Annotated in this window: 20 protein-coding genes; 13 read left to right on the forward strand and 7 right to left on the reverse strand. The window is 57.2% G+C overall.

The genetic code is table 11. The features are described from left to right. From HMPREF2842_RS07920 to HMPREF2842_RS07970, 11 genes are all read left to right on the forward strand, one after another. Nucleotides 1-2155, forward strand: a 2155-nt coding sequence (locus tag HMPREF2842_RS07920; RefSeq protein ID WP_070644081.1) for a fibrinogen, incomplete at its 5' end; no start/stop codon positions are given. 344 nt (nucleotides 2156-2499) lie between these two features. Then, a complete protein-coding gene (locus HMPREF2842_RS07925; protein ID WP_070594041.1) occupies nucleotides 2500-3372 on the forward strand; it encodes a hypothetical protein in 873 nt (290 codons plus the stop codon). 213 nt (nucleotides 3373-3585) lie between these two features. Further along, a complete protein-coding gene (locus HMPREF2842_RS07930; protein ID WP_246823239.1) occupies nucleotides 3586-7017 on the forward strand; it encodes a fibrinogen-like YCDxxxxGGGW domain-containing protein in 3432 nt (1143 codons plus the stop codon). Nucleotides 7018-7495: 478 nt separating this feature from the next. Further along, nucleotides 7496-8284 (forward strand): CDP-alcohol phosphatidyltransferase family protein, encoded by a 789-nt coding sequence (locus HMPREF2842_RS07935; RefSeq protein ID WP_070644088.1) that lies wholly within the window; start codon nucleotides 7496-7498, stop codon nucleotides 8282-8284. 11 nt (nucleotides 8285-8295) lie between these two features. Further along, the gene (locus HMPREF2842_RS07940) at nucleotides 8296-9246 is read left to right on the forward strand and encodes a glycosyltransferase family 2 protein (protein WP_070644091.1); all 951 of its coding nucleotides are present in this window, start codon (nucleotides 8296-8298) and stop codon (nucleotides 9244-9246) included. A 17-nt stretch (nucleotides 9247-9263) separates the two neighbouring features. Continuing rightward, the gene (locus HMPREF2842_RS07945) at nucleotides 9264-10619 is read left to right on the forward strand and encodes an O-antigen ligase family protein (RefSeq protein WP_049350001.1); all 1356 of its coding nucleotides are present in this window, start codon (nucleotides 9264-9266) and stop codon (nucleotides 10617-10619) included. Then, complete coding sequence (locus HMPREF2842_RS07950) at nucleotides 10616-12622, forward strand: lipopolysaccharide biosynthesis protein (protein ID WP_070594037.1); 2007 nt, start codon at nucleotides 10616-10618, stop codon at nucleotides 12620-12622. The genes HMPREF2842_RS07945 and HMPREF2842_RS07950 overlap by 4 nt, the downstream gene beginning before the upstream one ends. Before the next feature lie 66 nt (nucleotides 12623-12688). After that, on the forward strand, nucleotides 12689-13921 hold the full coding sequence (locus HMPREF2842_RS07955; protein ID WP_070644093.1) for a Wzz/FepE/Etk N-terminal domain-containing protein: 1233 nt from the start codon (nucleotides 12689-12691) through the stop codon (nucleotides 13919-13921). A 206-nt stretch (nucleotides 13922-14127) separates the two neighbouring features. Continuing rightward, nucleotides 14128-14610, forward strand: coding sequence for a PssD/Cps14F family polysaccharide biosynthesis glycosyltransferase (gene pssD / locus HMPREF2842_RS07960; protein ID WP_049327955.1), 483 nt, complete (start codon nucleotides 14128-14130; stop codon nucleotides 14608-14610). A 277-nt stretch (nucleotides 14611-14887) separates the two neighbouring features. Continuing rightward, nucleotides 14888-15598 carry a glycosyltransferase gene (locus HMPREF2842_RS07965; RefSeq protein WP_012904007.1) on the forward strand — a complete coding sequence of 237 codons (711 nt, stop codon included), beginning with the start codon at nucleotides 14888-14890 and terminating at the stop codon, nucleotides 15596-15598. A 250-nt stretch (nucleotides 15599-15848) separates the two neighbouring features. Beyond that, complete coding sequence (locus HMPREF2842_RS07970) at nucleotides 15849-16346, forward strand: DUF2505 domain-containing protein (protein ID WP_012904008.1); 498 nt, start codon at nucleotides 15849-15851, stop codon at nucleotides 16344-16346. Between the two features lie 145 nt (nucleotides 16347-16491). Here HMPREF2842_RS07970 and HMPREF2842_RS07975 read toward each other — a convergent pair whose 3' ends face one another. From HMPREF2842_RS07975 to rfbB, 7 genes are all read right to left on the reverse strand, one after another. Then, nucleotides 16492-16989, reverse strand: a complete 498-nt coding sequence (locus HMPREF2842_RS07975) for an FAD synthase family protein (protein ID WP_012904009.1) — start codon at nucleotides 16987-16989, stop codon at nucleotides 16492-16494. Between the two features lie 526 nt (nucleotides 16990-17515). Next, a complete protein-coding gene (gene sufU / locus HMPREF2842_RS07980) occupies nucleotides 17516-17986 on the reverse strand; it encodes a Fe-S cluster assembly sulfur transfer protein SufU (protein WP_005506960.1) in 471 nt (156 codons plus the stop codon). A 66-nt stretch (nucleotides 17987-18052) separates the two neighbouring features. After that, on the reverse strand, nucleotides 18053-19351 hold the full coding sequence (locus HMPREF2842_RS07985; protein WP_049341601.1) for an aminotransferase class V-fold PLP-dependent enzyme: 1299 nt from the start codon (nucleotides 19349-19351) through the stop codon (nucleotides 18053-18055). Between the two features lie 203 nt (nucleotides 19352-19554). After that, nucleotides 19555-20142 carry an aminoacyl-tRNA hydrolase gene (gene pth, locus HMPREF2842_RS07990; RefSeq protein WP_012904011.1) on the reverse strand — a complete coding sequence of 196 codons (588 nt, stop codon included), beginning with the start codon at nucleotides 20140-20142 and terminating at the stop codon, nucleotides 19555-19557. Nucleotides 20143-20288: 146 nt separating this feature from the next. After that, the gene (locus HMPREF2842_RS07995) at nucleotides 20289-20948 is read right to left on the reverse strand and encodes a 50S ribosomal protein L25/general stress protein Ctc (protein WP_012904012.1); all 660 of its coding nucleotides are present in this window, start codon (nucleotides 20946-20948) and stop codon (nucleotides 20289-20291) included. Nucleotides 20949-21192: 244 nt separating this feature from the next. Continuing rightward, complete coding sequence (locus tag HMPREF2842_RS08000; protein WP_049350006.1) at nucleotides 21193-22617, reverse strand: sugar nucleotide-binding protein; 1425 nt, start codon at nucleotides 22615-22617, stop codon at nucleotides 21193-21195. Beyond that, nucleotides 22617-23615 carry a dTDP-glucose 4,6-dehydratase gene (gene rfbB, locus HMPREF2842_RS08005; protein WP_044142793.1) on the reverse strand — a complete coding sequence of 333 codons (999 nt, stop codon included), beginning with the start codon at nucleotides 23613-23615 and terminating at the stop codon, nucleotides 22617-22619. Before rfbB ends, HMPREF2842_RS08000 begins: the two co-directional genes overlap by 1 nt. A 74-nt stretch (nucleotides 23616-23689) precedes the next feature. Here rfbB and rfbA point away from each other — a divergent pair, with 74 nt between their 5' ends. Both rfbA and HMPREF2842_RS08015 read left to right on the forward strand, forming a co-directional pair. Continuing rightward, nucleotides 23690-24550, forward strand: coding sequence for a glucose-1-phosphate thymidylyltransferase RfbA (rfbA, locus tag HMPREF2842_RS08010; protein WP_049346725.1), 861 nt, complete (start codon nucleotides 23690-23692; stop codon nucleotides 24548-24550). Between the two features lie 96 nt (nucleotides 24551-24646). Beyond that, nucleotides 24647-26119 (forward strand): tyrosine-protein kinase domain-containing protein, encoded by a 1473-nt coding sequence (locus HMPREF2842_RS08015; protein WP_049346727.1) that lies wholly within the window; start codon nucleotides 24647-24649, stop codon nucleotides 26117-26119. Nucleotides 26120-26169: the final 50 nt, after the last annotated feature.

Below are 26169 nucleotides of genomic sequence, written 5' to 3' on the forward strand. Positions count from 1 at the left end.
CGATCAGGAAACTGATGGCGGCGGCTGGGTTATGATTGGCCGCGGTCGTGAGAGCTGGACTGAGAACTACTACGGTCGCGGTAATGCCGATCAGCTGTATAAGAACCCGACCGGCTTTGATGCGGTGCAGCTCTCCGGCGTGACCGTGAACGCGCTACTGAACGGTACCCGTCCGCAGGATTTGCCCGATGGCGTGCGTTTCCATCGCGCGATGAACGTTGAGGGCACTACCTGGCAGGATTTTAAGGCTCACCGTGATTCCAGTACCGAATGGACTTGGACTTTGCGTTCAAAGATGTTCTGGTCAAATATTTCGGTCAAAAACACCTGGCAGTACAGTAACCGTTATGACTACGCCAACCGTGGTCAGGTGGCTGGTAACATCTTCACCCATGATTCTGATGATTTCCGTTCCCTGAACTTCGAAGAGAAGGCATCGCAGGGCTACAAGCTGGGCTTCACCTACGGTCGCAACGCCAAGATTACATGGTGGACCGAGACCTACCTGATGAACCGTCCTTCGGCGTATATTTACCGCCCGGCGGATGATTCGACCACTCCCCTGGTATTTACTCAGATGTTCTTGCGCCCGAAGGTGACTCAGAACGATTTGGTGGCTAAGGGTCTGCATGATTATGGCCAGCAGGGCGCTGCGGCAAGTAACCGCCGCGCGCTACCCAATAGCTACTCCGAGAAGTGGAAGTGGCGTACCAGCACTGAGACCGGTACCGGCAAGAAGGGTGAGATGAACACCCAGGTTGAGGCTATCACCGAGGTCGGTGGCGCTGTCTTTACCGGTGGCGATTTCGCGTACGTTGAGTCGGCAAGCGGTGAGAAGGTTGAGCAGGCTTTCTTGGCTGGTTACGAGGTGGGTACCGGCGAGCTGCGCCGTTCCTTCCGCCCGAAGATTAACGGTCAGGTGAAGTCGGTTGAGGCTCTGCCGAACGGCCTGCTTGCTGTGGGTGGTTCTTTCGACCAGGTGAACGGCGAGTACTACAACGGTTTTGTAATTCTGGATCCGCAGACCGGTCAGGTTGCTAAGGACTGGGATATCCGCGTGGTTAGCCGCATTGCTTCCGTACCGGTACAGATTAAGACCCTGCACGTGCGTGATGGCTACCTGTACATTGGTGGTTCCTTCACTCACTTGAAGGGCCAGACCTCCCCCACCTACGCGTATGCGAGGAACCTGGCTCGCATTAAGTTGAGCAACGGTGAGGTGGACTGGAACTGGCGTCCGGTCTTTAATGGCACAGTTAACGGCGTGAGCGCTTCTGAGGGCAATGCCGATGTGTACGTCGCTGGTTACTTCACCCAGCTGAATAACCAGGAGGCGTTCCGTCTCGCTCATATGCAAGGCAGTAGCACGAACCCGGTGGCTTGGCACCACCGTCCTTCATACACCCCCAAGAATGCCCAAACCTGGGATTTGAAAAACGAGCGCAGGATGTGGGGCTTCCAGTTCGATGTTCAGGATGCTGGTTCCTCCGTCTGGGTGGGTGGCACCGAGCATATGATTACCCGTTACGAGAAGTCGAGCATGCGTCGCACAGACAGTGCGATTACTCGTGAGGGTGGCGACTTCCAGGATCTGCACCTGAGCGGTAACACCATTTACGGTGCGTGCCACTGCGGCGATTTCCTCTTCCAGGGCGCAGACACTGTCTATTCGGAGTGGGAGAACGCGACTAATGCTCAGACCATTCGCCTGGTAGCTGCGTTCGATAAGGACAGCGGCAAGATGCTGCCGGAGTTCGCCCCGATTATGAACGGCGCGTATGGCTACGGTGTGTGGGAGTCCTTCGTGGATTCCACCGGCACTCTGTGGGTTGGTGGCGATATCCGTAAGTCGCTGGGTGCTAACGGCGTGCAGCAGACCGTTGGTTTCGCACGTTATGCACCTCGCGATGTAACGCCTCCGGCTCCCCCGAGCAACCTGAAGGTTACGACGAACGGCTCCAAGGATCAGCTGACCTGGTCGGGTATTTCCGAGCATAGGGTGAAGTATCAGGTTCTGCGCGATGATCGTCCTATTGCGACGGTTACGGGCACGAGCTATTCGGTGGATCACCGCGACGGCGCCCGCTACTATGTGCGTGCGGTAGATACTGCGGATAACTATTCGGCAAGTACCGAGGCTGCTCAGGCGGCATAACCCCTCATCAGGGCGATATTCACTTTTATGACAAATAATTTTAGTGATGTTCGCCCTATTCTCCCGGGCTGGTTTTAAACCAGCCCGGGATTTTTTTGCACATAGTGAATCTATTTCATTCATTTACATGAAGGTTTTTTCATGCAGAGATATATACTTACCTTCTAATCGAGTCAAAATAGAGCATTAGTTAGGGCTTATTCTCATCATTTATAAAAACGTTATTTTTGCGGGTCTAAGTATTTTCCCAGCTTTGCGTGTTAGCCTTTAGGTGCCTTACCTTCGTGCGAGGTATTATCTTCCGGAATATAGTCATTCTCACTCCAACCACTAAAGAGGCTTCCATGTCAGTGTTCTTCAAGTACCCCTCCCGGTCCCGCCTTCTGGGCACCTTGGGTACCGTTGCGGTATCCACCCTGGTCCTGAGCGCTTGCGCTACTGAAAACCCGAGCTCCGATAGCTCTTCGCCTGCTTCTGCGTCCGCGAGCGTTTCCGCGTCGGCGCATGCTTCCTCAAACAAGTCTTCGAGCGCTTCCCCCCAGGTTTCTGAGCAGGGCACCGCAGAAGCATCCGCCAATGCTTCCTCTGGGGCTTCGGCTGAGGCAAAGGATGGGGCAAAGAGTGAGGCGACCTCTTCTGACGGCCAGAAGCTTGAAGAGATTTACACTGGCGCTGAAGAGATGAGGAACGCTTCTTCCGTACCTGTTGACGCTGAAGAAGTTAAGAAGACTACCGAACTGGTTAACTCTTTTGAGACCATTCTGACCAAGGTGAAGGCAGCCCCCTCTGCTGAGGCTTCGCCTGAGCGTGCCGCTGATCCGACCAGCGACGAAGAGGCTGAGCAACAGAACGTTGAGCGGGCCCGCGCTGTTCTCGATGATGAGACGATTCGCTCCATCGAGGCCGTGGCTGTTGATTCCGCTGCCGCTGAGTTTGCCGTGCAGGCTTCCGAGTACGCACTGGCTGGCTGGCACTATGAAGGTTCTTCCACTGTCGTGGGCACTCCCCGTATGACTGAAACCCAGTACAAGGGTCAGCCCGCGCGCATGCTGGAAGTATGCATGGATTCTTCCTCTGTGAAGATCTATGACGAGAATAATCAGCCCGTTAAGGATGACAATTCTCCGAAGCGTTCACTCAATATTTACACCCTCGTTCAGGTCGATGGTCAGTGGAAGATTGCGACCCATGATTTCCCGAACAATCCTGATTGTTAGGGTCTAATTAAAGATGCCGGTTTCCAGCTATGATTCGCTGGAACCCGCGCATTATCATCCATAGCGCATTAATGTTGATGCGCACTCGATAACATTTCTTGGCATTCATTTGGAGATATTATGAAAGCCCACCTTGGCATGACGGGCTCTGGCTTTTCACGTTCTGCTATAACTCGCTCAACTCTTTGCTTGAGCATTGCTACGGCGTTGGCTTTGCCCGTAGCTATCCCCGCTATTACGCCGAGTACCGCTGTCGAACAGACTGCGGAAAAAAGGGACTCTGCTTTCTACAATGGCACGACCTCCGAGCGTGCTGCCGCTAGCTGTTGGGAAGCCAAGCAGGCTAACCCCGAGGCAAAGAGCGGCGCCTATTGGCTGTACACTCCTTCGATGAGTCAGCCGACTCAGTTCTACTGCGATCAGGAAACTGATGGTGGCGGCTGGGTCAAGATTGGTGAGGGCCGCGACGGCTGGACTGAAAACTATGAAGGTCAGGGTGACACTTCGCAGCTCTACAGCGATGCCGCACCCGCATCTTCCGGTATGACTCTTGAACAGGGCAAAGCTCTGAGCTCCCTGCCCGCCGCGAAGACCCCGATTCAGCTTTCGGGTACCACCATTTCGCAGTTGCTCAACGGCACCCGCCCCGATCAGTTGCCTGATGGTTATCGTTTCCGCCGTGCCCTGAACACCTCGGGCACCAAGTGGCAGGAGGCGACGGTTGATCGCCGCCAGACCTCCGAGTGGACCTGGGCTCTGCGTTCGAACGCTGTCTGGTCTAATGCGATCGTCACGAACCCTGACGAGTTCTCTTCCTACAATGAAAATGGCCGCAGGGACTGGCCTGATGGCACGTGGGAAGACCACATTCTGCGTGGACAGAACAACGGCTTCAAGACTTTGATGTTTGATGAGTTGGCGTCCCAGGATTACCGTATGGGTTTCCGTTACGGTGCAAACTCTCCCATTTCGCAGGATGGCTCTGAGCCGGCAATCACCGATGCGCGGAACTCCTACATCTACGGTAAGGAAAGCAACGGTGAGGCCTCTTTCGGTTACACCCAGATGTTCCTGCGCCCGAAGCTGACCCAGAATGATTTGAACCTGGGCGCTATCCCGGATTCCGGTACCCCGGCGAGCGCTCGTCGTGCCCTGCCCAATAGCCGTTCGGCGGATTGGCGCTGGCGAACCAGCGCCAGGACCGCCTCCGGTAAAACCGGCGAAATGAACACCTACGTTGAGGCCATTACCGAGGTCGATCACGGTAACGGCACCTCCAGCGTGTTTATTGGTGGCGACTTCGAGTACCTTGAGTCCTCTACCGGTGAGCGTGTTGCGCAATCTAATATTGCTGCTTTTGACCCGGTGACCGGCGAGTTGCGCCGCGATTTTAAGCTGACTGTTGACGGTCAGGTGAAGGCTGTTGAGGCTCTGCCGAATAACCGTTTGGCTGTTGGCGGTAACTTCAAGCTTGTTAACGGTGAGAAGCATGAGAGCTTCGTCGTTGTTGACGCCACAACCGGTGAAGTTGCCCCTGAATGGGCCCAGGTTAAAGTCGAAGATCGCATTCGTACCGAGGTCATGACGGTGAAGACCATTCACCGTCAGGGTGACTACGTGTATATTGGCGGCACCTTTACCCACATTTATGAAAGTGAAAAGGCGGGTGAGGCGTATTCGCGCAATATTGCCCGTTTTAAGTTGGGCGAGCCTTCTAACGGTGTGCCCGGTATTGTGAGTATAGACCGTAACTGGCGCCAGGTGTTCAACGGTACTGTCAACGGTATTAGCGCCTCCGCTGATAACTCTCATGTTTACGTAGCCGGTTACTTCACCTGGCTCAACGGTGGCCTTGCCTACCGCGTGGCTGATATTACTCAGCATATGCAGAAGGGCAGCCCGTGGGCGTACCAGCAGTCTGAGATTCCTGCTGGCGCTAATGTCTCTGACCTGCGTAATGAAACCAAAATTTGGGGTTTCCAGTTCGACGTCCAGGATGCCGGTACCGGCGTCTGGGTGGGCGGTACTGAGCACCTCATCTCTCGTTACGATAAGGCGTCCTTGACCCCCACCTACACCGCGATTACCCGCGATGGTGGAGACTTCCAGGATCTGCACCTGCACGGTAACACCATCTACGGCGCCTGCCACTGCGGCGACTTCCTCTACCAGGATTCGCGTAACAAGCGGACCCCCGTGGGCGGTTCGAGCGTGATTCACTCGGTCAAGCTGGTTGCTGCTTTCGATAAGGACAGCGGTAAGATGCTGCCGGAGTTCTCCCCTGCTATTAAGGGTGACCACGGATTCGGTATCTGGGAGTCTTTCGTGGATTCGAAGGGCACCCTGTGGGTTGGCGGCGATATTCACCGTTCGCTGGGTGTTCACGGTACTCAGGATACCGTCGGTTTTGCGCGCTTTGAGGCCCGCGATGTGACTCCTCCGGCTACCCCGCAGAACCTGCAGGTTGAGCTGAAGGACGATAAGGACGTTCTGACCTGGGATGCTGTACAGGATACCGGTAGTGTCCGCTACCAGATTCTGCGTGATGACCGCGTCATTGCTAGCACTTCGGGTACGAAGTTCGAGATTGACCACACCGATAACGCACGTTACTTTGTGCGCGCTGTGGATAGCTCGGATAACTACTCTGCGTCCACTCCGGTCCAGGTAGCTCCGGTGCGACCGACTCCTACCCCCACGGAGACCGCGACCGCAACGCCTACCGCTGACCCGACTGCTACTGCAGACCCCACGGCAAGTGCTGACCCGACCGCGAGCGCTGACCCCAGTGCTTCGGCAAGCGCTACCCCGAGTGCAGAAGCGACTACTGAGGTACCGAAGGTCCAGGATCCGGACCCGAAGGTTGAGGAGCCTAAGCCCGCCGATCCCAAGCCTGAGAATCCGAAGGAAGAAGCCGCTAAGGACCAGATTGTTCTGCCCTACGCCTCGGATTGGAAGTACATGGTCTCTACCCAGGCTCCCAACCGTAAGTACGGTTGGAAGTACAACTTCCACTTCAGCCTGGAAGATATTGCGCAGGAAGCATGGCAGACCGGCAAGACCCCGATTGGGGTCGGTACTGGTAACCTCAACACCTCCGTTAAGGTTCCGCTCGTGCGTTCCCGCCACAATATCTACGCCTACACCACCATCCAGCTCACTCGTGAGCAGGCCAGCCGTGATCTCGTGCTGACCACTTACGCGGATGACGCTATTGCGGTGGGTGTCAACGGTGAAGAGGTTGGTCGTTCCAACTTTGACACTCGTGGAAAGCTGTGGAATAGCGCGATTGCATCGAGCTCGATTGATACCGCTACGGCTCAGAAGACTCCGGTGACCTTCACCGTTCCTTCTTCCAAGCTGAAGGTTGGCGAGAACCTCATCGCAGTTGAGGTTCATCCGGGCATCAGTCGACGAAACGTTCGCCCGAATGTAAGCTTCGACATGCAGGCAATCGCTAAGGCACCGGTTGCTGAGCAGCCTGCCGAGAAGGAAGCTGACAAGGAGGCGGATGCTCCCGCCGCACACGAGGCTGAGCAGCCCGTGGTCGACAACGCGAACAACGCGGCAGCCGGCCAGGGCGAGCGACGCATCGTCAATAACGGAGTCGGAACCCGCGTTCCGATGCAGTCTCGAAGGAACTAATACCTTCTAGATAATCTCAGCTAAATGGGGTTTGATTTTCTGAATGATTCAGGAAATCAAACCCCATTTGCGTATATTCCCCACTTTTCCGTGTTTTTTGCATCATTTATTCCCATTATTTGTGCTTCTGTCATGTGCCTCTCTGCACAATGTTCAGAAATGTTTTCTAAATCCACAATTCACGAGAACAAAGCGCCGATAACCCCCTCTAACAGCACACCAAGCCTACCCGAAGGATCCCGCAAATCTGCACCAAAGCGCATTGTCAGAGGGTTTTTACGACACAATTGTTGACCCTGACCACACGCCCCCTGTTGCACTTCATCTCGTTGTAAAATATCTATATAGTGGTGTACGTGAAAAAAGGGACCAACCACCTCTTTTTTCGCGTGCGAGACTTCCGGACTTTCTCGCAACCACCCCGAAAGGGAGTAATTCACTCTCCTTCACTCCTCTCACCGATTAAAAAGGAATGTGCATGTCCACCTCTGAGGCACCTCACGCCCCGAACTCCGCGCCCGCATCGGGATTTTCTGCGAAGTTTTCTCACACCCTGCGCTCTCTTGAAGCAGCGCAGAAGCCCGGCATTGGCGTTCCCGCCTACACCCGCTGGGTCAACCGCCGAGTAGCACGCTACTTCGCCGCGGCAGCTGTCGCTCTGGGCATCACCCCCAACGGCGTCACCGCGATTTCCGCTGCATGTTCCGCTGCAGGCCTCATCGTTCTGATTACCTGCCCGCCCAGCGTTGGTGTAGGTATCTGCGTTGCCCTGCTTTTCGCGCTCGGTTACGGTCTGGACTCCGCTGACGGCCAGGTTGCTCGCGTGACCGGCGCGTCCTCCCCCGCCGGTGAGTGGCTCGACCACGTGGTCGACTCCATCCGCGTGCCTTCCGTGCACATGGCAACCCTGCTCTCCTTCCTGCTGTACCCGGCGCACTACTCCTTTACCGGCTCCAGCGCATTCAACGGCTGGATCATTGCGATGCCGATGATTTTCACCGCGCTGACCGCAGGTCACTTCATGAGCCAGATTCTTGCTGAGCAGCTGCGCAATAACCGCAAGACCGCCGCTCCCCCGACCGGTGGCCCCCTGCGCTCCTTCATCAACCTGCACATGGACGCTGGCACCCTCTGCTGGATTTACATTTTCCTTGGCTTCGGCCCGGTATTCGTCATCGTCTATGCGCTGCTTCTGCTGGCTAACGCCGCAACCGTCCTGCTGTCCATGCGTCGCAAATACGTTAGCCTCGCGACCCCCGCTGAGTAAGGAGAATCCCAATGATGCACTTCACCTCTCGCACCCCTGCTGTTTCCGCCGTTATCGCAACCAACGGCAAGCGCCCCGAACTGCTGCGCGTGGCTGTCCGCTCCATCCTTGAGCAGAGCTACCGCGGTTTCGTTGAAGTTGTTGTTGTCTTTGACCGTGTTGAGCCCGACCGCCTCGAGGACATTGAGGTCGGCGAAAACCGTGCCCTGAAGATTGTCTCCAATACCCGTTCCGGCGGTCTGGCTGGCGGCCGCAATAGCGGCATCATCGCCTCCAGCGGTGAGATGATTGGCTTCTGCGATGACGACGACTACTGGATGCCTTCCAAGCTCACCCAGCAGGTCGCTCTCTGGCGCGAAAACCCCGAAGCAGCCGCTATCTCTTCGGGTATTACCGTCCGCTCCGGCGGTCAGGACATCGTACGCCTGGCACCCGAGCGCGCAACCTTCGCGGACTTCCTGCGTTCGCGCATTACCGAAATTCACCCCTCCGCCATGCTGTACTCCCGCGAGGATCTGCTCGGCGTTGATGGTAAGCCTGCCCGCATCGGCCTGGTCGATGAGGAGCTGCCCGCCGCCTACGGTGAAGACTACGACCTGTTGCTACGCGCAACCCGCCACGGCGATGTACTGAGCGTGCCCGAGCCGCTGATTCTGGTGCTCTGGGACCGCCCTTCCTTCTTCTCCGGCAAGTGGCAGTCCATGGTTGACGGTCTGAGCTACATTCTGCGTAAGTTCCCTGAATTCGAGCAGGATCCCAAGGGTCTGGCACGTATCGCCGGTCAGATTGCGTACGCTCAGGCGTCGCTGGGCAACAACAAGGAGGCGCGCGCGTACGCTCGCGCGGCTCTGCGCCGCGACCCCATGCAGCTTCGTGCTTGGGCGGCGTATGTTGTGTCCACCGGTCTTATTAAGCCCGCCACTCTTCTTGATCTCGTCCAGAAGACCGGTCGAGGTCTCTAACCAGGTATCGCACAGACATGGTTTCCTCTTCCGTTCTTTCCTCTCCGGGCACTTCGCCTACGGGGCTGAAGGATTCCGCCGGATCGGATAGTACTCCGCCCAGCGGTATTCTGCGTGCCCGCGCACGCATCCGCCCGTTGTCTACGGCGCAGAAGAAGCTCCCGGCCTGGCCTCTGCTGGCATTGCTGTACGGCTTCCCGGCGCTGTGGGCTTTGGGTGTGCTTCAGATTGCACCGCTGGTACTGGCAGCGATCATGCTTTTTTACCTCATTATTCGAGGTAATGTGCGTGTGCCCGGTTCCCTGTGGGTGTGGGGCGCGTTCTGCGTGTGGGTTGTTGTTGCGGCGCTTGCGCTGACCCGTTCCACCGACATTATTGGTTGGGGTCTGCGCTTTGTGAATATTCTCAGTGCAGGTATTTACGCCCTGTACTACTACAACGCGCGATCCTCTATTAGCATCAATAGGCTGCTGGGCGGTCTGGCGACCCTGTGGGTGACCCTCATTGTCCTGGGTTACGGCGGCGTTCTCTTCCCTGAGTTCCGTCTGCGTACCCCGATGAGCTTCATCATGCCTTCTGGTTTTATGCAGAATCCGCTGGTGCGTGACTACATGCTTCCTCCCCTGGCTGAGGTTCAGCGCCCGTGGGGCGCTCCCGAGGCGTATATTCGCCCCTCCGCGCCGTTCCCCTACGCGAATAGTTGGGGTCTGGCGTACACTCTGCTCACCCCGGTGATGCTGGCGTGCTTGCTTCGCCTGCATTCCATCTGGCTGCGTATTGCGTTGCTGATTGGTATGGCGCTTTCTACTGTGCCTGCGATTGCGACCAGTAACCGCGGCATGTTCATTGGTCTAGGTATCAGCGCAGCGTACGTACTGCTGCGTCAGTTCCTTGCGGCTAATTGGCGTGCTGTGGGTACGGGTGTTGCGGCGATTACGGCTGTGGTTGTGGCGCTCTTTGCGTCGGGCACCGTGGATAACATTCTGGGTCGTCAGGACTACTCTGACTCCACCGGTGGCCGTGCGGCGCTCTACCGCGCCACCTGGAAGGCGACCTTGGAGTCCCCGATTATTGGTTACGGCACTCCGCGTATGGAACCGAGCATTGGCGTGTCAATGGGTACCCAGGGGTACCTGTGGACTCTGATGTTCTGCTTCGGCTTCGTGGGTCTGGCGCTGTTCGCGCTCTTCATGGTGTGCACTGTAGCAGGCGGCGCACGAGTGAAGACCACCTCCGGGTACTGGCTGCATAGCGTGCCGGTCGCGTGCTGCGTCGTCTTTATTTTCTACAGCTTCGATATTGCTCAGATGACCATTCTGATGCTCGCATCGATGGCGTGCATTCGTTCCATTCGGGATGGTGAGGGGCTATGACGAAGAATCAGTCCCCTCGTGGTTTAGATACTTCTGCGGTTTCATCTTTCGAGGATGCGTATTCGACGGGTGGTCATCCTAGCCGCCGTGCGCGTCTGCGTGAGAGCGGCGAGTACATCGAGCCGGTAGTGGAGCAGGGCGAATCGCTGGCTGAGTCTTCTGCCGATGAGTTTGCTCCGACGGTGGACGATATCCGTTCCGGTCGTTTTCCTGCGACCACGGCGCTGTCGATTGTGCCTCCGGCTCGAGGCTTTGCTTCCGAAGAGTTACTGCCCGATTCTTTGGAGGCGGGTTCTTCGGAGTCAGGTACTTCGACTGCTGGTTCCTCAGCGGCAAACGCTACCGCTGTAGTGGGTGCTCATCTGTCCGGTTCCCGGCGGGTTGCCTCGGCTACTGCTGAGTCTGTAGAAAAGGCGCAGGAAGAAAAGACTCCGAATGAGAAGGCTAAGCCTTCCGCGTCAGGTGCTCAGGCAGATAGCGCATCCGCGAAGAGCGTGCCGGTTAAGAAAGCTCCCGGAAAGGCTAAGCAGCCCAGCCTGGCAAAGAGCGGCTCTCTTGCTTCTCTGTGCGTGATGTACGGCGCGGGTATCGCGTTCGTGACCACGATGGTGGTGTCGAACGGTATTGGTGCTGAGGGTTCGGGCGAGTTTTTCCGTCTGATGGCGTTGTTCGCGATTGCGATTTCGCTGGTGACTTTCGGCGCGGATACGGGCTTGGTTCGTACGATGAGTGCTCAGCGTGCGCTGGGTCGTTACGGTGTGCTTCCGCAGCTGATCCGTTACGGTCTGATTCCTTCGCTGGTGACTTCGGTGCTTCTGGTGGCGGGTGTGTACATCTACACCGGGATTGTGCCGATGGCTCCCCAGTATCAGGCGGCGATGCGTGTCAGTTCGGCTTTCGTGCTGATAGCGGCGCTGATGACGGTGTTCTTCGGCGCTCTGCGTGGCCTGCATCGTGTGGTGACCTTTACGCTCCTGCAGAATGTTCTGCTTCCCACTCTGCGTTTTGCGGCGGTGGGTTTGGTTGTTCTGTTCTCGGGTCAGCTCATGGATTTGGTGTACGCCTGGACCATCCCGGTGGCGATTACTGCGGTGGTTGCCCTGTGGCTTTTGGAGCGGGCGTTCCCTTCCGAGGAGCATGTGGAGGTTCTTTCTTCTGAGGATTCTCCGCCTGAGACGTTCCGTTCGTTCTGGGGTTTCAGCTCTGCACGCGGTGTCGCTACCATTGTGGAAACCATCCTGGAGTGGATTGACGTGCTGGTGGTGACGGCGTTCTTGGGTGCCGCTGCCGGTGGTATCTATGGTGCTGTGAACCGTTGTGTTCGTGTGGGCACCATGATTGAGCACACCGGACGCGTGGTGACCGGACCGTCGATTAGTGCGGCGTTGGCTACCCGTCAGCTAGATCGTGCTCGAGAGATTTTCTTGTCGACCACTCGCGTGTTGACTGCTCTGTCGTGGCCGTTCTACCTCTCCCTGGCGTTCTTTGGTCCGGTGCTGTTGCATTTCTTCGGTAAGGGCTTTGAGGCTGGCGCCGGTATTCTCTGGGTGATTTGCCCGGCGGCGATGCTGTCGATGAGCGCCGGTGGCGTGCAGTCCGTTCTGCTGATGAGCGGTAAGAGCCGCTGGCAGCTGTTGAACAAACTCTCCTCGCTGGTGGTGGCTGTGACCTTGAACTTCACCTTGGTTCCGGTTTGGGGCTTGTACGGTGCGGTGACGGCGTGGGCGTCTGCTCTGCTGATTGACACCTTCCTGGCGAGCTACCAGGTATTCCGCCTCGTTGGTATTCGCGCTTCGGTTCGCGAGATGGCTCCGTCACTCTTCTTGGGTGCGGCTGTTCCGACGGTGTGCGCTCTGGCGTCTTTGGCTTTCTTGGGTCAGAGCGTGCTGGGCGTCATCGTGTACGTGGTGCTGCTCGTTCCGGTGTACGGTGCGGTACTGTACCGCTTCCGTAAGGCTCTCGGTATTGAGCGTTTCCTTTCCGCCCGCCGCGCGAAGTCTTAGCCTTCCGCTTCTTCTACGTTTTTCTCCGATATTTAGTGTCCGTTTCTCTTCCTCTAGGATGTCCTCATGGATAACACCTCTCATACCTCCTCGGTTACCCTTGGCAACCAGGTACGTCGCATTTTCCGACACCGTCTGCTGATTCTGCTGTCGGTTGTGGTTTTCGCTGTGGCGGGTGCCGTCTACGGCTACATGACCAATAGCAAGTACACTTCTAAGGCTTCGCTGGTTGTTTACCCGCTGGTGGTTGATCCCGCCGGTACCGGTAGCGCTAACTCCGCGAAGGTGGATATTGCGACCGAGTCTCGCGTTGCATCCTCTCGCGAGGTTGCACAGAACGCGGCAAAGTCTCTGATTGCTAATGGCGATACCCTCTCTGAGGCTCAGCTGACCAGCCGCTTGATGAACTCCGTCAAGGTGACCGGCACCTCCCAGACTGCTGTTCTGGATATTGAGGTGACCCGCCCCAACGGTACGGAGGCTGCACGTTACGCTAACGCTATGGCGAACGCATACCTGCAGGTTCGTTCCGAGTCGCTGAAGAGCAGCGTTGATTCTGCTCTGCACCAGATTGATGAGCAGATTTCGGCCCTCGAGGGTGATAACAACCGTGCGGCTCTGCTCTCTCAGTTGCAGGACCGTCGCGCTCAGATTCAGCTGACTTCCACCACCGGTGGTCGCGTGATGAGCGAGGCTCAGGTTCCTTCTTCTTCCTCGGCTCTTGGCCCGGTGAAGATGGGTATTGTTGGTGCTGTTGCCGGTCTGCTGATTGGTGCTGTGCTGGCGTACGGTCGTGACCGCACTATGCGTCACGTTGGTTACGCTGATCGTCTGGAAGATGCTGGTATCCCGGTTCACGAGCTGGGTTCCACTTCTGAGGCGAATGACGCGTTCATGCTGCTGCGCACCATTGGTGCTCCCGACGGCGACGTGAAGAGCGCTGGCGCTTCCGGCATTGTGATTCTGCCCGGTACTGACCGCGGTGTTGAGCACCTATACCAGATGCTGCAGCGTGTTCTGCCCACCGAGTACGCACGTTTCACCGATTACGCTTCGGTCCGTGACGCGCTGACCCGCCACACTCCCGAGTCGCTGGTTGAGAAGAGCGAGACTCCTCTGGTGATTAGCCTGAGCACCGCTACTCCCCTGTCGACTCAGCTGCGTTTCGTCCAGGCTGGCGGCGTGGCTCTGGTTCCGGTGACTGCGGCTACTTCTCTGCAGCAGGTTCGTGAGCTTTTCGCTCAGCTGGATCAGCTTGAGGGCGTGAACGCTCTGGCTGTGTTCCTGGATCGCGAGTAATCAGACCGCGAGTACTCGGGGTTCTGTTGATGGATGCCTCGCCTCTGTGCGGGTTCGTCCTTCGTCCTTGAGCGTAGGGTGCGGTGGTACCTGCTGAGGCGGATCTATTGTGATAGGTCTGTTGATGCAGGTGCCGCCGGGCCCGTCAGCTCACCTTTATCTTCTCTTCTTATTTTTCTCTTGTATTGGGGCTTTAGGAGAACACTATGACTGAGGCAACTTCCTCTCAGGCACCGAAGAAGAAGCTTCTGCTGGTTTCTAGCAGTGGCGGACACTTGAAGCATCTGACGGCTACTTCTGCTGCGTGGCAGGATTATGACCGCGTGTGGGTTAGCTTTAAGCAGCCCGATGTTGAATCTTCTCTGGCTGATGAGAAGACCTATTGGGCGTATTACCCGACCACCCGAAATATTAAGAACGCTATTCGTAATCTGTTCTTGGCATTTCGTATTTTTCCGAAGGAACGTCCGGATGCGGTTGTTTCTGCCGGCGCCGGTGTTGCCGTTCCTTTCTTTGTGGCGGCTAAACTCTTTGGAGTAAAGACTCTTTATATTGAGTGTTTTGATCGCCCGACTCTGCCGACGATGACCGGCAAGATGCTGTACACCTTTGCTGATCGAATTATTGTTCAGAGCGAGGAACAGCAGGAGAATTTCCCTGATTCTCGTGTGATTCATCCCATTTTCTAAGAGTGATGAATTTATCCTGAAAATAGCGTCCTCGCGTGTGCTGAGGGCGTTATTTTCAGGGTATAGTATTTATTAATACATACAGATACGCATAAGTCGTGCGCTCCACTGTGGACTCACCATCCAAGCGAACTAACCACTCGCCAGAGAAGCGTATGCGGAGATTACTCACCATTTTCTCCGGCACGACGCCGCCGCGTATACCAATGATGCCCTCCGGATTTTTGCGTCAGGTATACGGGGTTACTACCGATAAATACATAGAGAGGAATAGGCTATGTCTATTCAGGACTTCCCCCACGTCAGCGTTGATACTTCCAAGTTCGACCTGCCCGTATTTACCCCTGCCGTCGCGCCCGTTCGTATTCCTACTAAGACTTACGATTTGGTGGTGTCCCTCGGCACCGACGTTCACACTTTTGATCGTCTTCTGCGTTGGGTTGAGGCTTATCTTGAGGCTCACCCCGAGGTCACCTGCCTCGTGCAGCATGGCCACACTGCGCCCATTAAGCACGCAGACAACCTTAAGCTTCTTCCCGCCTCCGAGCTTTTGGACTACTACGCAACCGCACGCGTAGTACTGGTTCAGGGCGGCCCCGGCTCCATCCAGGATGCACGCCGCACCGGCGCTCTGCCCCTGGCTGTTCCGCGCCGCGCAGAGTTCAATGAGGTCGTTGACAACCACCAGGTCCCCTTCACCGCTCTGATGGAGAAGCGCGGCCACGCTGTTGTCGTTGAGAGCCGCGAAGATCTCTTCGCTAAGCTCGATCTTGCCCTGGCGAACCCCTCCCTGTTCCGCACCGCTGAGCCTTACGTCTCCACCCCGGAGATTTCCGCAGCTCAGCTGGGTGAGGAACTGCAGGACCTGCTCGCCGGCAAGACCCACCGTAAGGATTCCTTCTGGGGCCGCCTGAAGCAGGCTGCTCGCGCGCACCGTGCGGGTAAGGCTGAGATGGCTCGCATCGACGCGATGGCTCCCAGCGCCTAAGGTTTTCTTGCTTTCTAAGCTCAGCATCCTCGTGATGCGGTGTGGGAGGTGCCCGGCCGGGCGCTTCCCACATTTTTAGACCGGCATGCGAATCCTCCAACCACCCTGTGAGAGGCTGTGGATGTTTTCCCTTGTTCACGGCATATTCTCAGGTGGATTCGCGTCTTTACATTGGTTGCGAAACCCCGCGCACCGTATCCTTAGTAAGGGATAATGCGCGGGGTTTTCGCGCACTACGAAAGGAACAATTATGGCAGTTCAGGAATCGACCGTTATCAACGCAAGCGTTGAACAGGTTATCGAGGCGTTCTCTAGCGAGGATTTCGCACGCTTCGTATGCTCCGAGGTTGGCGTGGAGTTCGGTAGCTTCTCCGTTTCCGGTGACACCTCCGCCGAGTTCACCGCAACCACCGAGCGTACCGTACCCGCTGAGCGCGTGCCGGACATCGCTCGTAAGTTCGTCGGCAACGGCGTTGCTATGACCCAGATGGACACCGTAAGCGCACCGGCTGCTGACGGATCCCGCACCGTTTCTACCGAGGTCAAGGTCAACGGCGTGCCCGTGTCCGCTCAGGCTACTCAGAAGCTGACCCCCGAGGGCGAGCAGACCCGCCTGGACGTCAACGGTGAAGTCTCCTGCTCCATCCCACTGGTGGGCAAGAAGATTGCAGCCGCTGCTGAGCCGCAGGTTGGCCGCGTGCTGAAGGTTCTGGGCTCCTCCGCTGAGAAGTGGCTGGCACAGCGCTAAAGCTTATGAGACGCTCACCTTTGAGGTGTAGCTGATATACCGCCAATATGCAGAGAATCCCCGCCGTAAGTACTTACGGCGGGGATCCTCTTTGTGTCTTTATGAGTCTTATGAGCTCTAACGCACCTATGAAGGGGTAGGAGCGTTAGGAGGCGACGGTCGCCTCGGAGTATTCGCGTTCGCCAAGCAGCTCAGCAAAGCGGCGCATCTCTACGCGCAGGTCGTGCTCTGCTTCGAGTAGGTCAACGACCTTGCGCAGCTTGGTGCTGGAGGTGTGCTCGGTGTAGGGGAAGTAGTGTACTTCCACGCCGACCTCTGCGAAGCGTGCTTCCAGGGCATTGCCCTTTTCGGTGCCCTTCCAGTCGTCGCCCTTGAAGAAGACGTTGAAGGGCTTCTGCTTCCAGGTTTCGAGCTTGTCGGGGTTGGTTTCAACGTGCACTTCGTCCACGTAGTCGATGTGGCTGACGATGGCGGCACGCTCTTCGATGGGGATGACGGGGCGACGACCCTTGGTCACTTCCAGAACGTCATCGTGCACGACGCCGGCAATGAGGTAGTCGCAGTTTTCCTTAGCCTTGCGGAGAATCTCGAGGTGGCCGTAGTGGAAAAGGTCGTAGGCGCCTGCGGCGTAGCCAATAATCATAGGGCTTCCTTGTGGTTGGTAGCGGCGATGGTTATTCCGGTGTGGTTGAAGTACCGGAGGGTGAGAAACGTATCCGCGGTCTAGGGTGAGAGCATGAGATGAAACGAAGAATGTGCAATATTGAGAAAATATTTTCTTATATTGCCCTATTTCTTCGCGCTGTTGCCTTAGAACGTGCGGGTCCGAAAAGAGTTTCTCGAGGGTGCTGGTTGGGCGCCCTTCGTCCTTTTATTTTACCAGTCACCTTTTTGAAGGAAAAAGGAAAAGATATAAATATGAGGCGGATACGGTGTAGTATCCGCCTCATATTTTCATCCTATTGATTTAAATCAAAGAAAACTTATATCAAGAAAGGGCAGGGGGTAGATTCTCAGCTCGGGTCTCGTTCGGTGCTTACCGCTAAAAGTTCATCAAAAAATATTACACATAAATGCAATATATTGTCGATGGTTCCATTCGGTATTTTCGATTGGCGTTCAAATACTAGCTACTCCCCCGCCGTTTCCACTACATTCTCAGCGAAGAGTTAGTTCTTGGCTGCCGCTTCCTTAGTGGCTTCTTCAACAGCAACCCACGAGAGCATTGCGCACTTCACGCGCGCCATGAACTTCGAAACGCCGGAGAAAGCCGCCATATCGCCGTACTCCTCTTCGTCCAGAGTCACCTTACCGCGCGAACGCAGCATCTCGCGGAACGCATCCACGTGGCTCTGCAGCTCGGAGGTGGTCATGCCGGGAGCCATTTCAGAGAGCACGGAAGCGGCAGCCATCGAAATGGAGCAACCGTCGCCTTCCCAAGAGATCGACTCGATGGTCTTCTCGCCATCCTTCAGCTCGTCAGAGAGCACCACGCGCAGGTTGATTTCGTCACCGCAGGTGGGGTTGTACTGGTGGTTATCGGCGCTTGCGTGGCCGGCGGGTACCTCTACGAGGTGCTCGCCGCTACGCTGCTTGGAATGCTCCAGAATGATTTCCTGGTACAGGGATTCAAGAGACACGGTGTTCTTCTTCCGTCAGTTGGTCTGTCTGAAAAATTGAGGCGTTAGCTTCTAACGCGTCTACGTTTAGAACCCGAAGTAGGGGCGCACCTCGGCAAGTGCCTTCAGGAAAGCGTCCACATCTTCGGTGGTGTTGTAGATGTAGGTGGATGCACGGGTCGAGGCGGTCACACCGGCGCAGCGGTGTAGCGGCTGGGCGCAGTGGTGGCCCACGCGCACAGCGATACCCTGGGTGTCGAGCAGCTGGCCCACGTCGTGCGGGTGCACACCCTCAATGGCGAGGGCTACCAGGCCGGCACGCTTGGAGGGGTCGGCGGGGCCGAGCAGGCGCACGCCCTCAATCTTCTGAACACCCTCAACCAGGCGAGCGCCCAGTTCGTGCTCCCATGCCTCAACGTTCTCCATGCCCAGGTGCTGCAGGTAACGCACGGCGGCGGCGAAGGCGACTGCCTGCGAGACGCGCTGGGTACCCGCTTCAAACTTGATGGGGGCGGGCATGTATTCGGCATCCTGCAGACCCACGCGGGTAATCATGGAGCCACCGGTCAGGAAGGGGGGCAGGGCCTCAAGCAGTTCGGCACGACCGTAGAGGGCGCCAATGCCGGTGGGAGCCAGCATCTTGTGGCCGGAGAACGCCGCAAAGTCGACGTCCAGGGCGTGGAAGTCTACGGGCATGTGCGGCACGGACTGGCAGGCATCCAGCACAACGAGAGCGCCGTGCTTACGAGCCATGGCGACCATGCGGGGCACATCGGTAATCGCGCCGGTCACATTCGAGACGTGGGTGAACGCCACGATGCGGGTCTTCTCGTTGATGATGCCCTCGGCAGCAGCGTAGTCGAGCTGACCGTCCTCGGTGGAGGGGATGTGGCGCAGGATCGCGCCGGTACGCTGAGCAAGGATCTGCCAGGGGATGAGGTTCGCGTGGTGCTCAATCTCGGTGGTGACGATTTCATCGCCGGGGCCCAGCGCAAAACGCTCGGCGGCGGGACCGCCGATACCCTGCGAGGCGTTACCAATGGAGTAGGCAATCAGGTTCAGCGCCTCGGTTGCGTTGGAGGTCCACACTAGCTCTTCGTCGGTAGCGCCCACGAAGTTGGCGACGGTGATGCGCGCGTCCTCAAACAGGTCGGTTGCCTCAACCGCGAGGGTGTGTGCGCCACGGTGTACGGCAGAGTTAGCGTGCAGGTAGAAGTCGCGTTCTGCGTCGAGCACCTGAAGGGGTTTCTGGCTGGTCGCCCCCGAATCCAGGTAGACCAGAGGATGCCCGTTAACCTCAGTGTTGAGGATAGGAAAATCCTTACGAAGCTGGCGTACAATGTCGTCGCTCAGCGGGGTGTTGGCGGGGGTGGAGTATTCAGCCACGGGTACCTTCTTCTCTCGCTCATACGCTCCACGGTCGGGTGTTTTCCCGTCGTGGAGCGTATAACGTCATTCTTTTCTAGCTTATTCCCTCACCGGGCTCTTGCATAGTTAGGTAGAGCCTAGTTCACACATCGGCCCGCATCATGCATTACCCCAGTTCAGTGTTGACCCAGTTCAGTGTTTACCCGGCACGGGTCATACGGCTAGGAACCTGCGCCGTGGTAGCGCTGCTGGGTTGCCAGAAGGCCTTCCTTCACGAGCATCATGGTTGCATCCGCTGCGTTTGAGATGAGGAAGGGCAGGTCCTTCGCTTCGGTGCTACTGAAGGGCTTGAGCACGAAGTCTGCGGTGTCCATGCGTCCGGGAGGACGACCGATGCCGGTGCGCACACGGTAGTAATCCTTGGTGCCCAGCGCCTTGGTGATATCGCGCAGACCGTTGTGGCCGCCCTCTCCCCCACCGATCTTGAGCTTAATGGTGTCGAAGGGAATATCGAGTTCATCGTGCACCGCGATGATACGGTCGGGGTTAATATCGTAGAACTGGGCTAGAGCCGATACCGGGCCGCCCGAGGTGTTCATATAGGTCAGGGGCTTGGCCAGCACTACCTTGGGTCCGCCTATACCCAAACGTCCTTCCAGCACCTGGGCGCGCGCGCGTCCGTGCTTCTTGAAGCCACCGCCTACTTCACGCGCCAGTTCATCAACCACCATCTGGCCGATGTTATGGCGGGTTTTCTCGTACTCCGGGCCCGGGTTCCCCAGACCAACAATGAGCCACGCATCAGACATATCTTCGCCCTTTCCACGGCGCTGTAAAAGGTTTTTAGAAAATTCATGGACTACACCATTCTATGAGTATGGCCCGCTACCACCTCAGAAGAGAGGTAGCGGCGGGCCATCCACAAATCATTGTTGCGCTAGGCGCAGGGCGCGGTCTAGTGCTTTGAGTTATCTGAGTCGTGAGCTTCGCCAGCCTGATCTGATTCCTCGGAAGCTTCAACGATGTCACCCTCGGGTGCGTTTTCGCCTTCTTCACCGGGCTCGGGAACGTCGAGTTCCTCGGGCTCAGAAACGTTAACGATCAGCAGTTCAGCGTCTGCAACCAGGGTTACGCCTGAGGGCAGTTCAACGTCTGATGCCAGAACGTGAGCGCCAGCTTCGCGGCCTTCGATGCTCACGGTCAAAGCTTCGGGTGCCTTCAGTGCGTCAGCTTCAACCAGAAGAACGGTTTCTTCCTGGTTAGCAACGGCGCCAACAGCAGGCTCGCCTTCAACGTGTACAGGAACCTCAATCTCAACGCGCTCGCCGCGCTTAACGGTCAGCAGGTCGATGTGCTGCAGTTCAGGGCGGATTGCGTGACGCTGGATGTCCTTGATCATTGCGAGGTGTGATTCACCTTCGATGTCGAGGTCGAGGATAGCGTTGGGGACGCGGGCAGCCAGGGTGGTTGCGTGGCCGGGGAGTACTACGTGCTTGGGCTCTTCGCCGTGGCCGTAGATGACGGCGGGGATGTCGCCTGCCATGCGGATGCGGCGCGCGTAGCCCTTGCCGAAGTCGCTACGTACGGTAGCTGAAATTTTGATGGTATCTGACATGAGTTGTCCACCCTTTCTTGGTTAGAAGTTATGCGCCAAGTGGAATAGGGACTGGCGCCAGAAATCTCTTTCCAACCAGCCACCGTCAGTTACGGACCTACACGTTTCGTGTATTCCACCGCCTTGGCCAAGACAATATTGTACAGGTTCCCGGCTCTTCTTCAAGGGCCGGGAACCTGTGATATGGCGCTTTTCACGCCTTTTATGCTGTTGTCAGCAGATATAGAGCCAATTCCTTAGAGGATTAGGAGCCCATTTCTGCCAAGTAGGCGGCAAGCGCCTCGCGGTGATCGCGCGGGGTGAAGCCTGCAGCAATCAGCTTGGACAGGTCCATTGCCGAGTTCGTCGGACGGTGAGCGAAGAGCTCAGCGTTGGCGAAGTATTCCTCGGTGGTGGTGTCGCTGACTCGTGCCGGGTCGTGGCCGGTGCCCTCGTACACCGCACGAGCGAACTGTGCCCAGTTGATGACTTCACCGGTGTTCGACACGTTGTAGGTGCCGTATTCAGCGCCGGAGAAGAGCAGGTGCAGAGCAGCAGCTGCCAGGTCCTGGGTGAAGGTCGGGCGGCCCCACTGGTCGGCGACCACGGACGGGTCGATACCGCGCTCAGCCAGGGATGCCATGGTGCCAACGAAGTTCTTGCCGGCGCCAACAACCCAGCTGGTGCGCAGGGTGTAGTGCTTACGCCATGCGGCAGCGGCAACCTCACCGGCAGCCTTGGACGCGCCGTAGACGCTCAGCGGTGCCAGGGGGTAATCCTCCGGGTATTCCTCGCCCAGGGGCAAGGAGCCGTCAAAGACGTAGTCGGTGGATACGTGAACCAGCGGCAGGTTAGCTTCTTCACAGATGGAGGCAAGAGCGCTCACGCCTAGGGCATTAGCTGCCCAGGCGTCGCAGCGACCCTCGGGGGTTTCAGCCTGATCCACTGCGGTGTACGCTGCAGCGTTGATGACCGCGCGGAAGGAACGCCAACGGAATGCGTCGCGCCACTGCTCGGGCTTGCCCAGGTCGAGGCGGTCGCGATCCACAGCCAGGAAGGGTACGTTCTGCTCGGTGAGCTGGCGAACCAGCTCGGTGCCGAGCTGACCGCCCGCGCCAATGATCAGGATCGGGTCGGCTTCCAGGGGCTTGATCTCGTTCAGACGCGGGTGGTTACGGTCCTTCTCGGAGAGCTCTGCCTTCGCCAGGTCGATGGGCCAGTCGATTGCGACGGTCTCATCGGCAAGGTTCAGGAAGCTGTAGCCGGATACTGCGTCCGCCGACCAGTGGTCGTTCACCAGGTAGGTGTAGGCGGTGTTCTCTTCCAGGGTCTGGAAGGAGTTACCCACGCCGCGGGGCACGAAGATTGCGGTGTCCGGGCCCAGCTCCACAGTGACGACCTTGCCGAAGGACTCGCCCGCACGCAGGTCAACCCACGCACCAAAGATACGGCCGGTCGCAACAGAAACGTACTTATCCCACGGCTCGGCGTGGATACCGCGAGTGGTACCTACCGAAGCGTTGAACGAGATGTTGTTCTGGACGGGGTTGAAGTCGGGCAGACCGGCGGCGAGCATCTTCTCGCGCTGCCAGTTTTCCTTGAACCAGCCGCGGTTATCGCCGTGAACCGGCAGGTCAATGATGAGCAGGCCGGGAATCTCGGTTTCAGTAACCTTCAATTCCTTGGTCATTACTGGCCAGCCTTTGCGTACTTCGCCTCAACCTCAGCCTTCAGGGGCTCCCACCAGCCGCGGTTATCGGTGTACCACTTAATAGTGTCGGCAAGACCGGATTCGAAGTCGGTGAACTTCGGCTCCCAGCCGAGCTCTGCACGCAGGCGGCTACCGTCGATTGCGTAGCGCAGGTCGTGACCGGGGCGGTCAACCACGTGCTCGAAGTCGTTCTCGTCCTTGCCCATCAGACGCAGGATGGTGCGCAGAACGGTGATGTTGTTCTCTTCACCGTCTGCACCGATGAGGTAAGTTTCGCCAATCTTGCCCTGCTCCAGGATGCGCAGCACAGCAGAAGAGTGGTCGGATGCGTGAATCCAGTCACGAACGTTCAGGCCCTCGCCATACAGCTTCGGGGTCAAACCCGAGAGGATGTTAGTGATCTGGCGGGGGATGAACTTCTCGATGTGCTGGTAGGGGCCGTAGTTGTTGGAGCAGTTAGAGATGGTTGCTTCAATACCGAAGGAGCGGACCCATGCGCGCACGAGCAGATCGGAGCCTGCCTTAGTGGAGGAGTAAGGGGAAGAGGGGTTGTAGGGGGTGGTTTCGGTGAACTTTGCCGGATCGTCCAGCTCGAGGTCGCCGAAGACCTCGTCGGTGGAGATGTGGTGGTAGCGAGTGCCGTGCTTACGGACTGCTTCCAGAAGGCTGAAAGTACCGATGAGGTTAGTGTGGATGAACGGTTCGGGGTTGGACAGGGAGTTGTCGTTGTGCGATTCCGCAGCGTAGTGAACGACAGCATCTGCCTTGCCGACCAATTCGTCAGCCAGCTCGCGGTCGGCGATGTCGCCTACGACGAGCTTAAAGCGGGATTCGGGAAGACCCTCCAAAGACGCAGCATTTGCGGCGTAGGTCATCTTATCCAGCACAGTAATAGTGTGATCAGTGTTATCGATGAGGTGGTGAACAAAGTTCGAACCAATAAAACCGGCACCGCCGGTAACAAGAATGTGAGCCATACGGTATATTTTACCCACTTAAATAGCGATTTTTATGCCTCAACAACGAGATAAACATGACACAATAAGAAGTTATGAAGGGAATTATTCTTGCCGGCGGCACCGGAAGCCGTTTGCACCCTATCACTCAGGGTATTAGCAAGCAGCTCACTCCGGTCTATGACAAGCCGATGATTTACTACCCGCTGTCCACTCTCATGCTGGCGGGTATCCGCGATGTTTTGATTATTACCACTCCTGCCGATCAGGAGCAGTTCCAGCGACTGCTCGGTGACGGTTCCCGTTTCGGTATTAATCTCGAATACAAGGTGCAGCCTTCCCCTGATGGCCTGGCACAGGCATTTATCCTGGGCGCCGATTTTATTGGTAATGACCCCGTAGCACTCGTGCTCGGTGACAATATCTTCTACGGCCCCGGTCTGGGTACTCAGCTTGCCACCTACGAGCAGAAGGACGGCGCAACCGTCTTCGCTTACCGGGTTGCTGATCCTCGCGCCTACGGCGTGGTGGAGTTCGACGAGAACTTCAACGCACTGTCCATTGAGGAGAAGCCCGAGAACCCCAAGAGCGACTACGCTATTCCGGGTCTGTACTTCTACGACTCGAAGGTTGTAGAGTATGCACGTCAGATTAAGCCTTCTCCGCGCGGTGAGCTGGAAATCACTGACCTTAACCGCGTCTACCTGGAACAGGGTAAACTGAAGGTTGAGGTTCTGCCTCGCGGTACCGCGTGGCTCGATACCGGAACCTTTGATTCACTCGCTGATGCCACTAACTTCATCCGCACTGTTCAGAGCCGTCAGGGTCTGTCAGTTGGTTGCCCGGAGGAAATTGCGTGGCGCCATGGTTGGCTCTCCGATGAGCAGTTGCGCGACATCGCTACCCCGCTTGTTAAGAGCGGTTACGGTAGCTACCTGCTCGGATTGCTCCGCTAATAAACACCAGGGGATTTTCGTATCCCTTCACCGCCTGCAACAACACTCCACGTTGCAGGTACACTAACTCAAACTTTCTGGAGTATTCTCACTACCATGACCATTTTGGAATTTTTCCGCACCACGAGGGCTAACCTCTGGCTGCTGATTATTGGCATCGTTGTCGGTGCCGCAGCGGGCTTCGGCTATGCATCACTGCAGCCGAAGGTCTACGCCGCGTCCTCCTCGGGCTACGTGACCGTGGGCGAATCCGGTACGGTGGATGTTCTCTCTGGCTCTACAGCCGCTAAGGAGCGCGCTCGCTCCTATGCAGCTATCGTCTCCTCTGAGGCCGTGGCACAGAAGATTAAGCAGAACAACCCCGAATTATCGATGACCACCGGTCAAATTCGCGGTAGCCTCACCGCAACTGCAGGTGAAAACGCTGCACTGATTACCGTGAGCGCTAAGGCTTCTTCCCCGAAGAATGCACAGTTGCTTGCTAACGGTGCATTGCAGGCTACTGCCGACTACATCAAGGAAATTGAGCAGAACCCCGGTAACGCTCAGGCTCTGGTGAACGGCGAAAACACCGGCGCAACCCCGACCGGTGGCAACACCGTTCGCGTGATTCCGCTGAATAACGCGAGCGTGAACCCGCCGCTGGTAGCTCCGAACTACCAGCAGAACGTGCTCATCGGTGCTGGCACCGGTTTGGTTCTGGTCTACGCGGCAATCTTCCTGCGCCGTGCACTGGATCAGCGCATCCGTACCCGTGACGACGCTACCAAGGCAACCGGCGCAAGCGTCCTCGGTGTTCTGCCCGTCAGTGACGACCTGAACGAAGACAACATCGTTAAGGGCGACACCGACGACCACATCGCTCAGGAATCCATTCGTCAGTTGCGCACCAACCTGCGCTTCGTGAACGTTGACACTCCCCCGCGTTCGTTCATCGTCACCTCCGCGGTGCCCGGTGAAGGTAAGTCGACCGTGTCGCTGTCGCTGGCTCGCGCAATGGCTGATGCGGGTTCACCCGTCATCCTCATTGACGCCGACCTCCGCCGCCCGACTGTGGCTAAGAAGCTGAAGCTGGACGCTAAGGTTGGCCTGACCCAGGTTCTGGCTGGCCAGGTTGAGATTGCTAACGCTGTGCACCAGCTTGGTGAGTCGAACCTCTTCGTCCTGCCTGCAGGCCGTATCCCCCCGAACCCCTCCGAACTTCTGGGCTCGGATAAGATGCGCCAGCTGATTAACGAACTCTCCGAAGAGTTCATCGTGGTCGTCGACGTTCCGCCGCTGCTGCCCGTGACCGACGCTTCGTTGCTCTCCCACTCCGTGGATGGCGTGATTCTCGTTGGTTCTATCGGCCGAAGCCACCGTGAACAGATGACTGAAGCTTCCAACATCCTGAAGAAGGTCAACGCTAACCTCCTCGGTATGGTTCTGAACCGTGCTCCCCGTAAGGGTCTGGGTAACTCCTACTACGGCTTCGGTTACGCAAGTGCCTACGTTGGCTATGCAACCTACTACGGTTACGGCAAGGAAGGCGACAAGAAGTCGTCAAAGAAGTCCTCGACCAAGAAGTAATAACGTAATAAGCGCCCTAAAACATAGGGAGCGACTTAGGGCGGGATGGG

It is taken from the genome of Rothia sp. HMSC069C10 (genome assembly GCF_001812205.1).
Classification (GTDB): domain Bacteria; phylum Actinomycetota; class Actinomycetes; order Actinomycetales; family Micrococcaceae; genus Rothia; species Rothia mucilaginosa.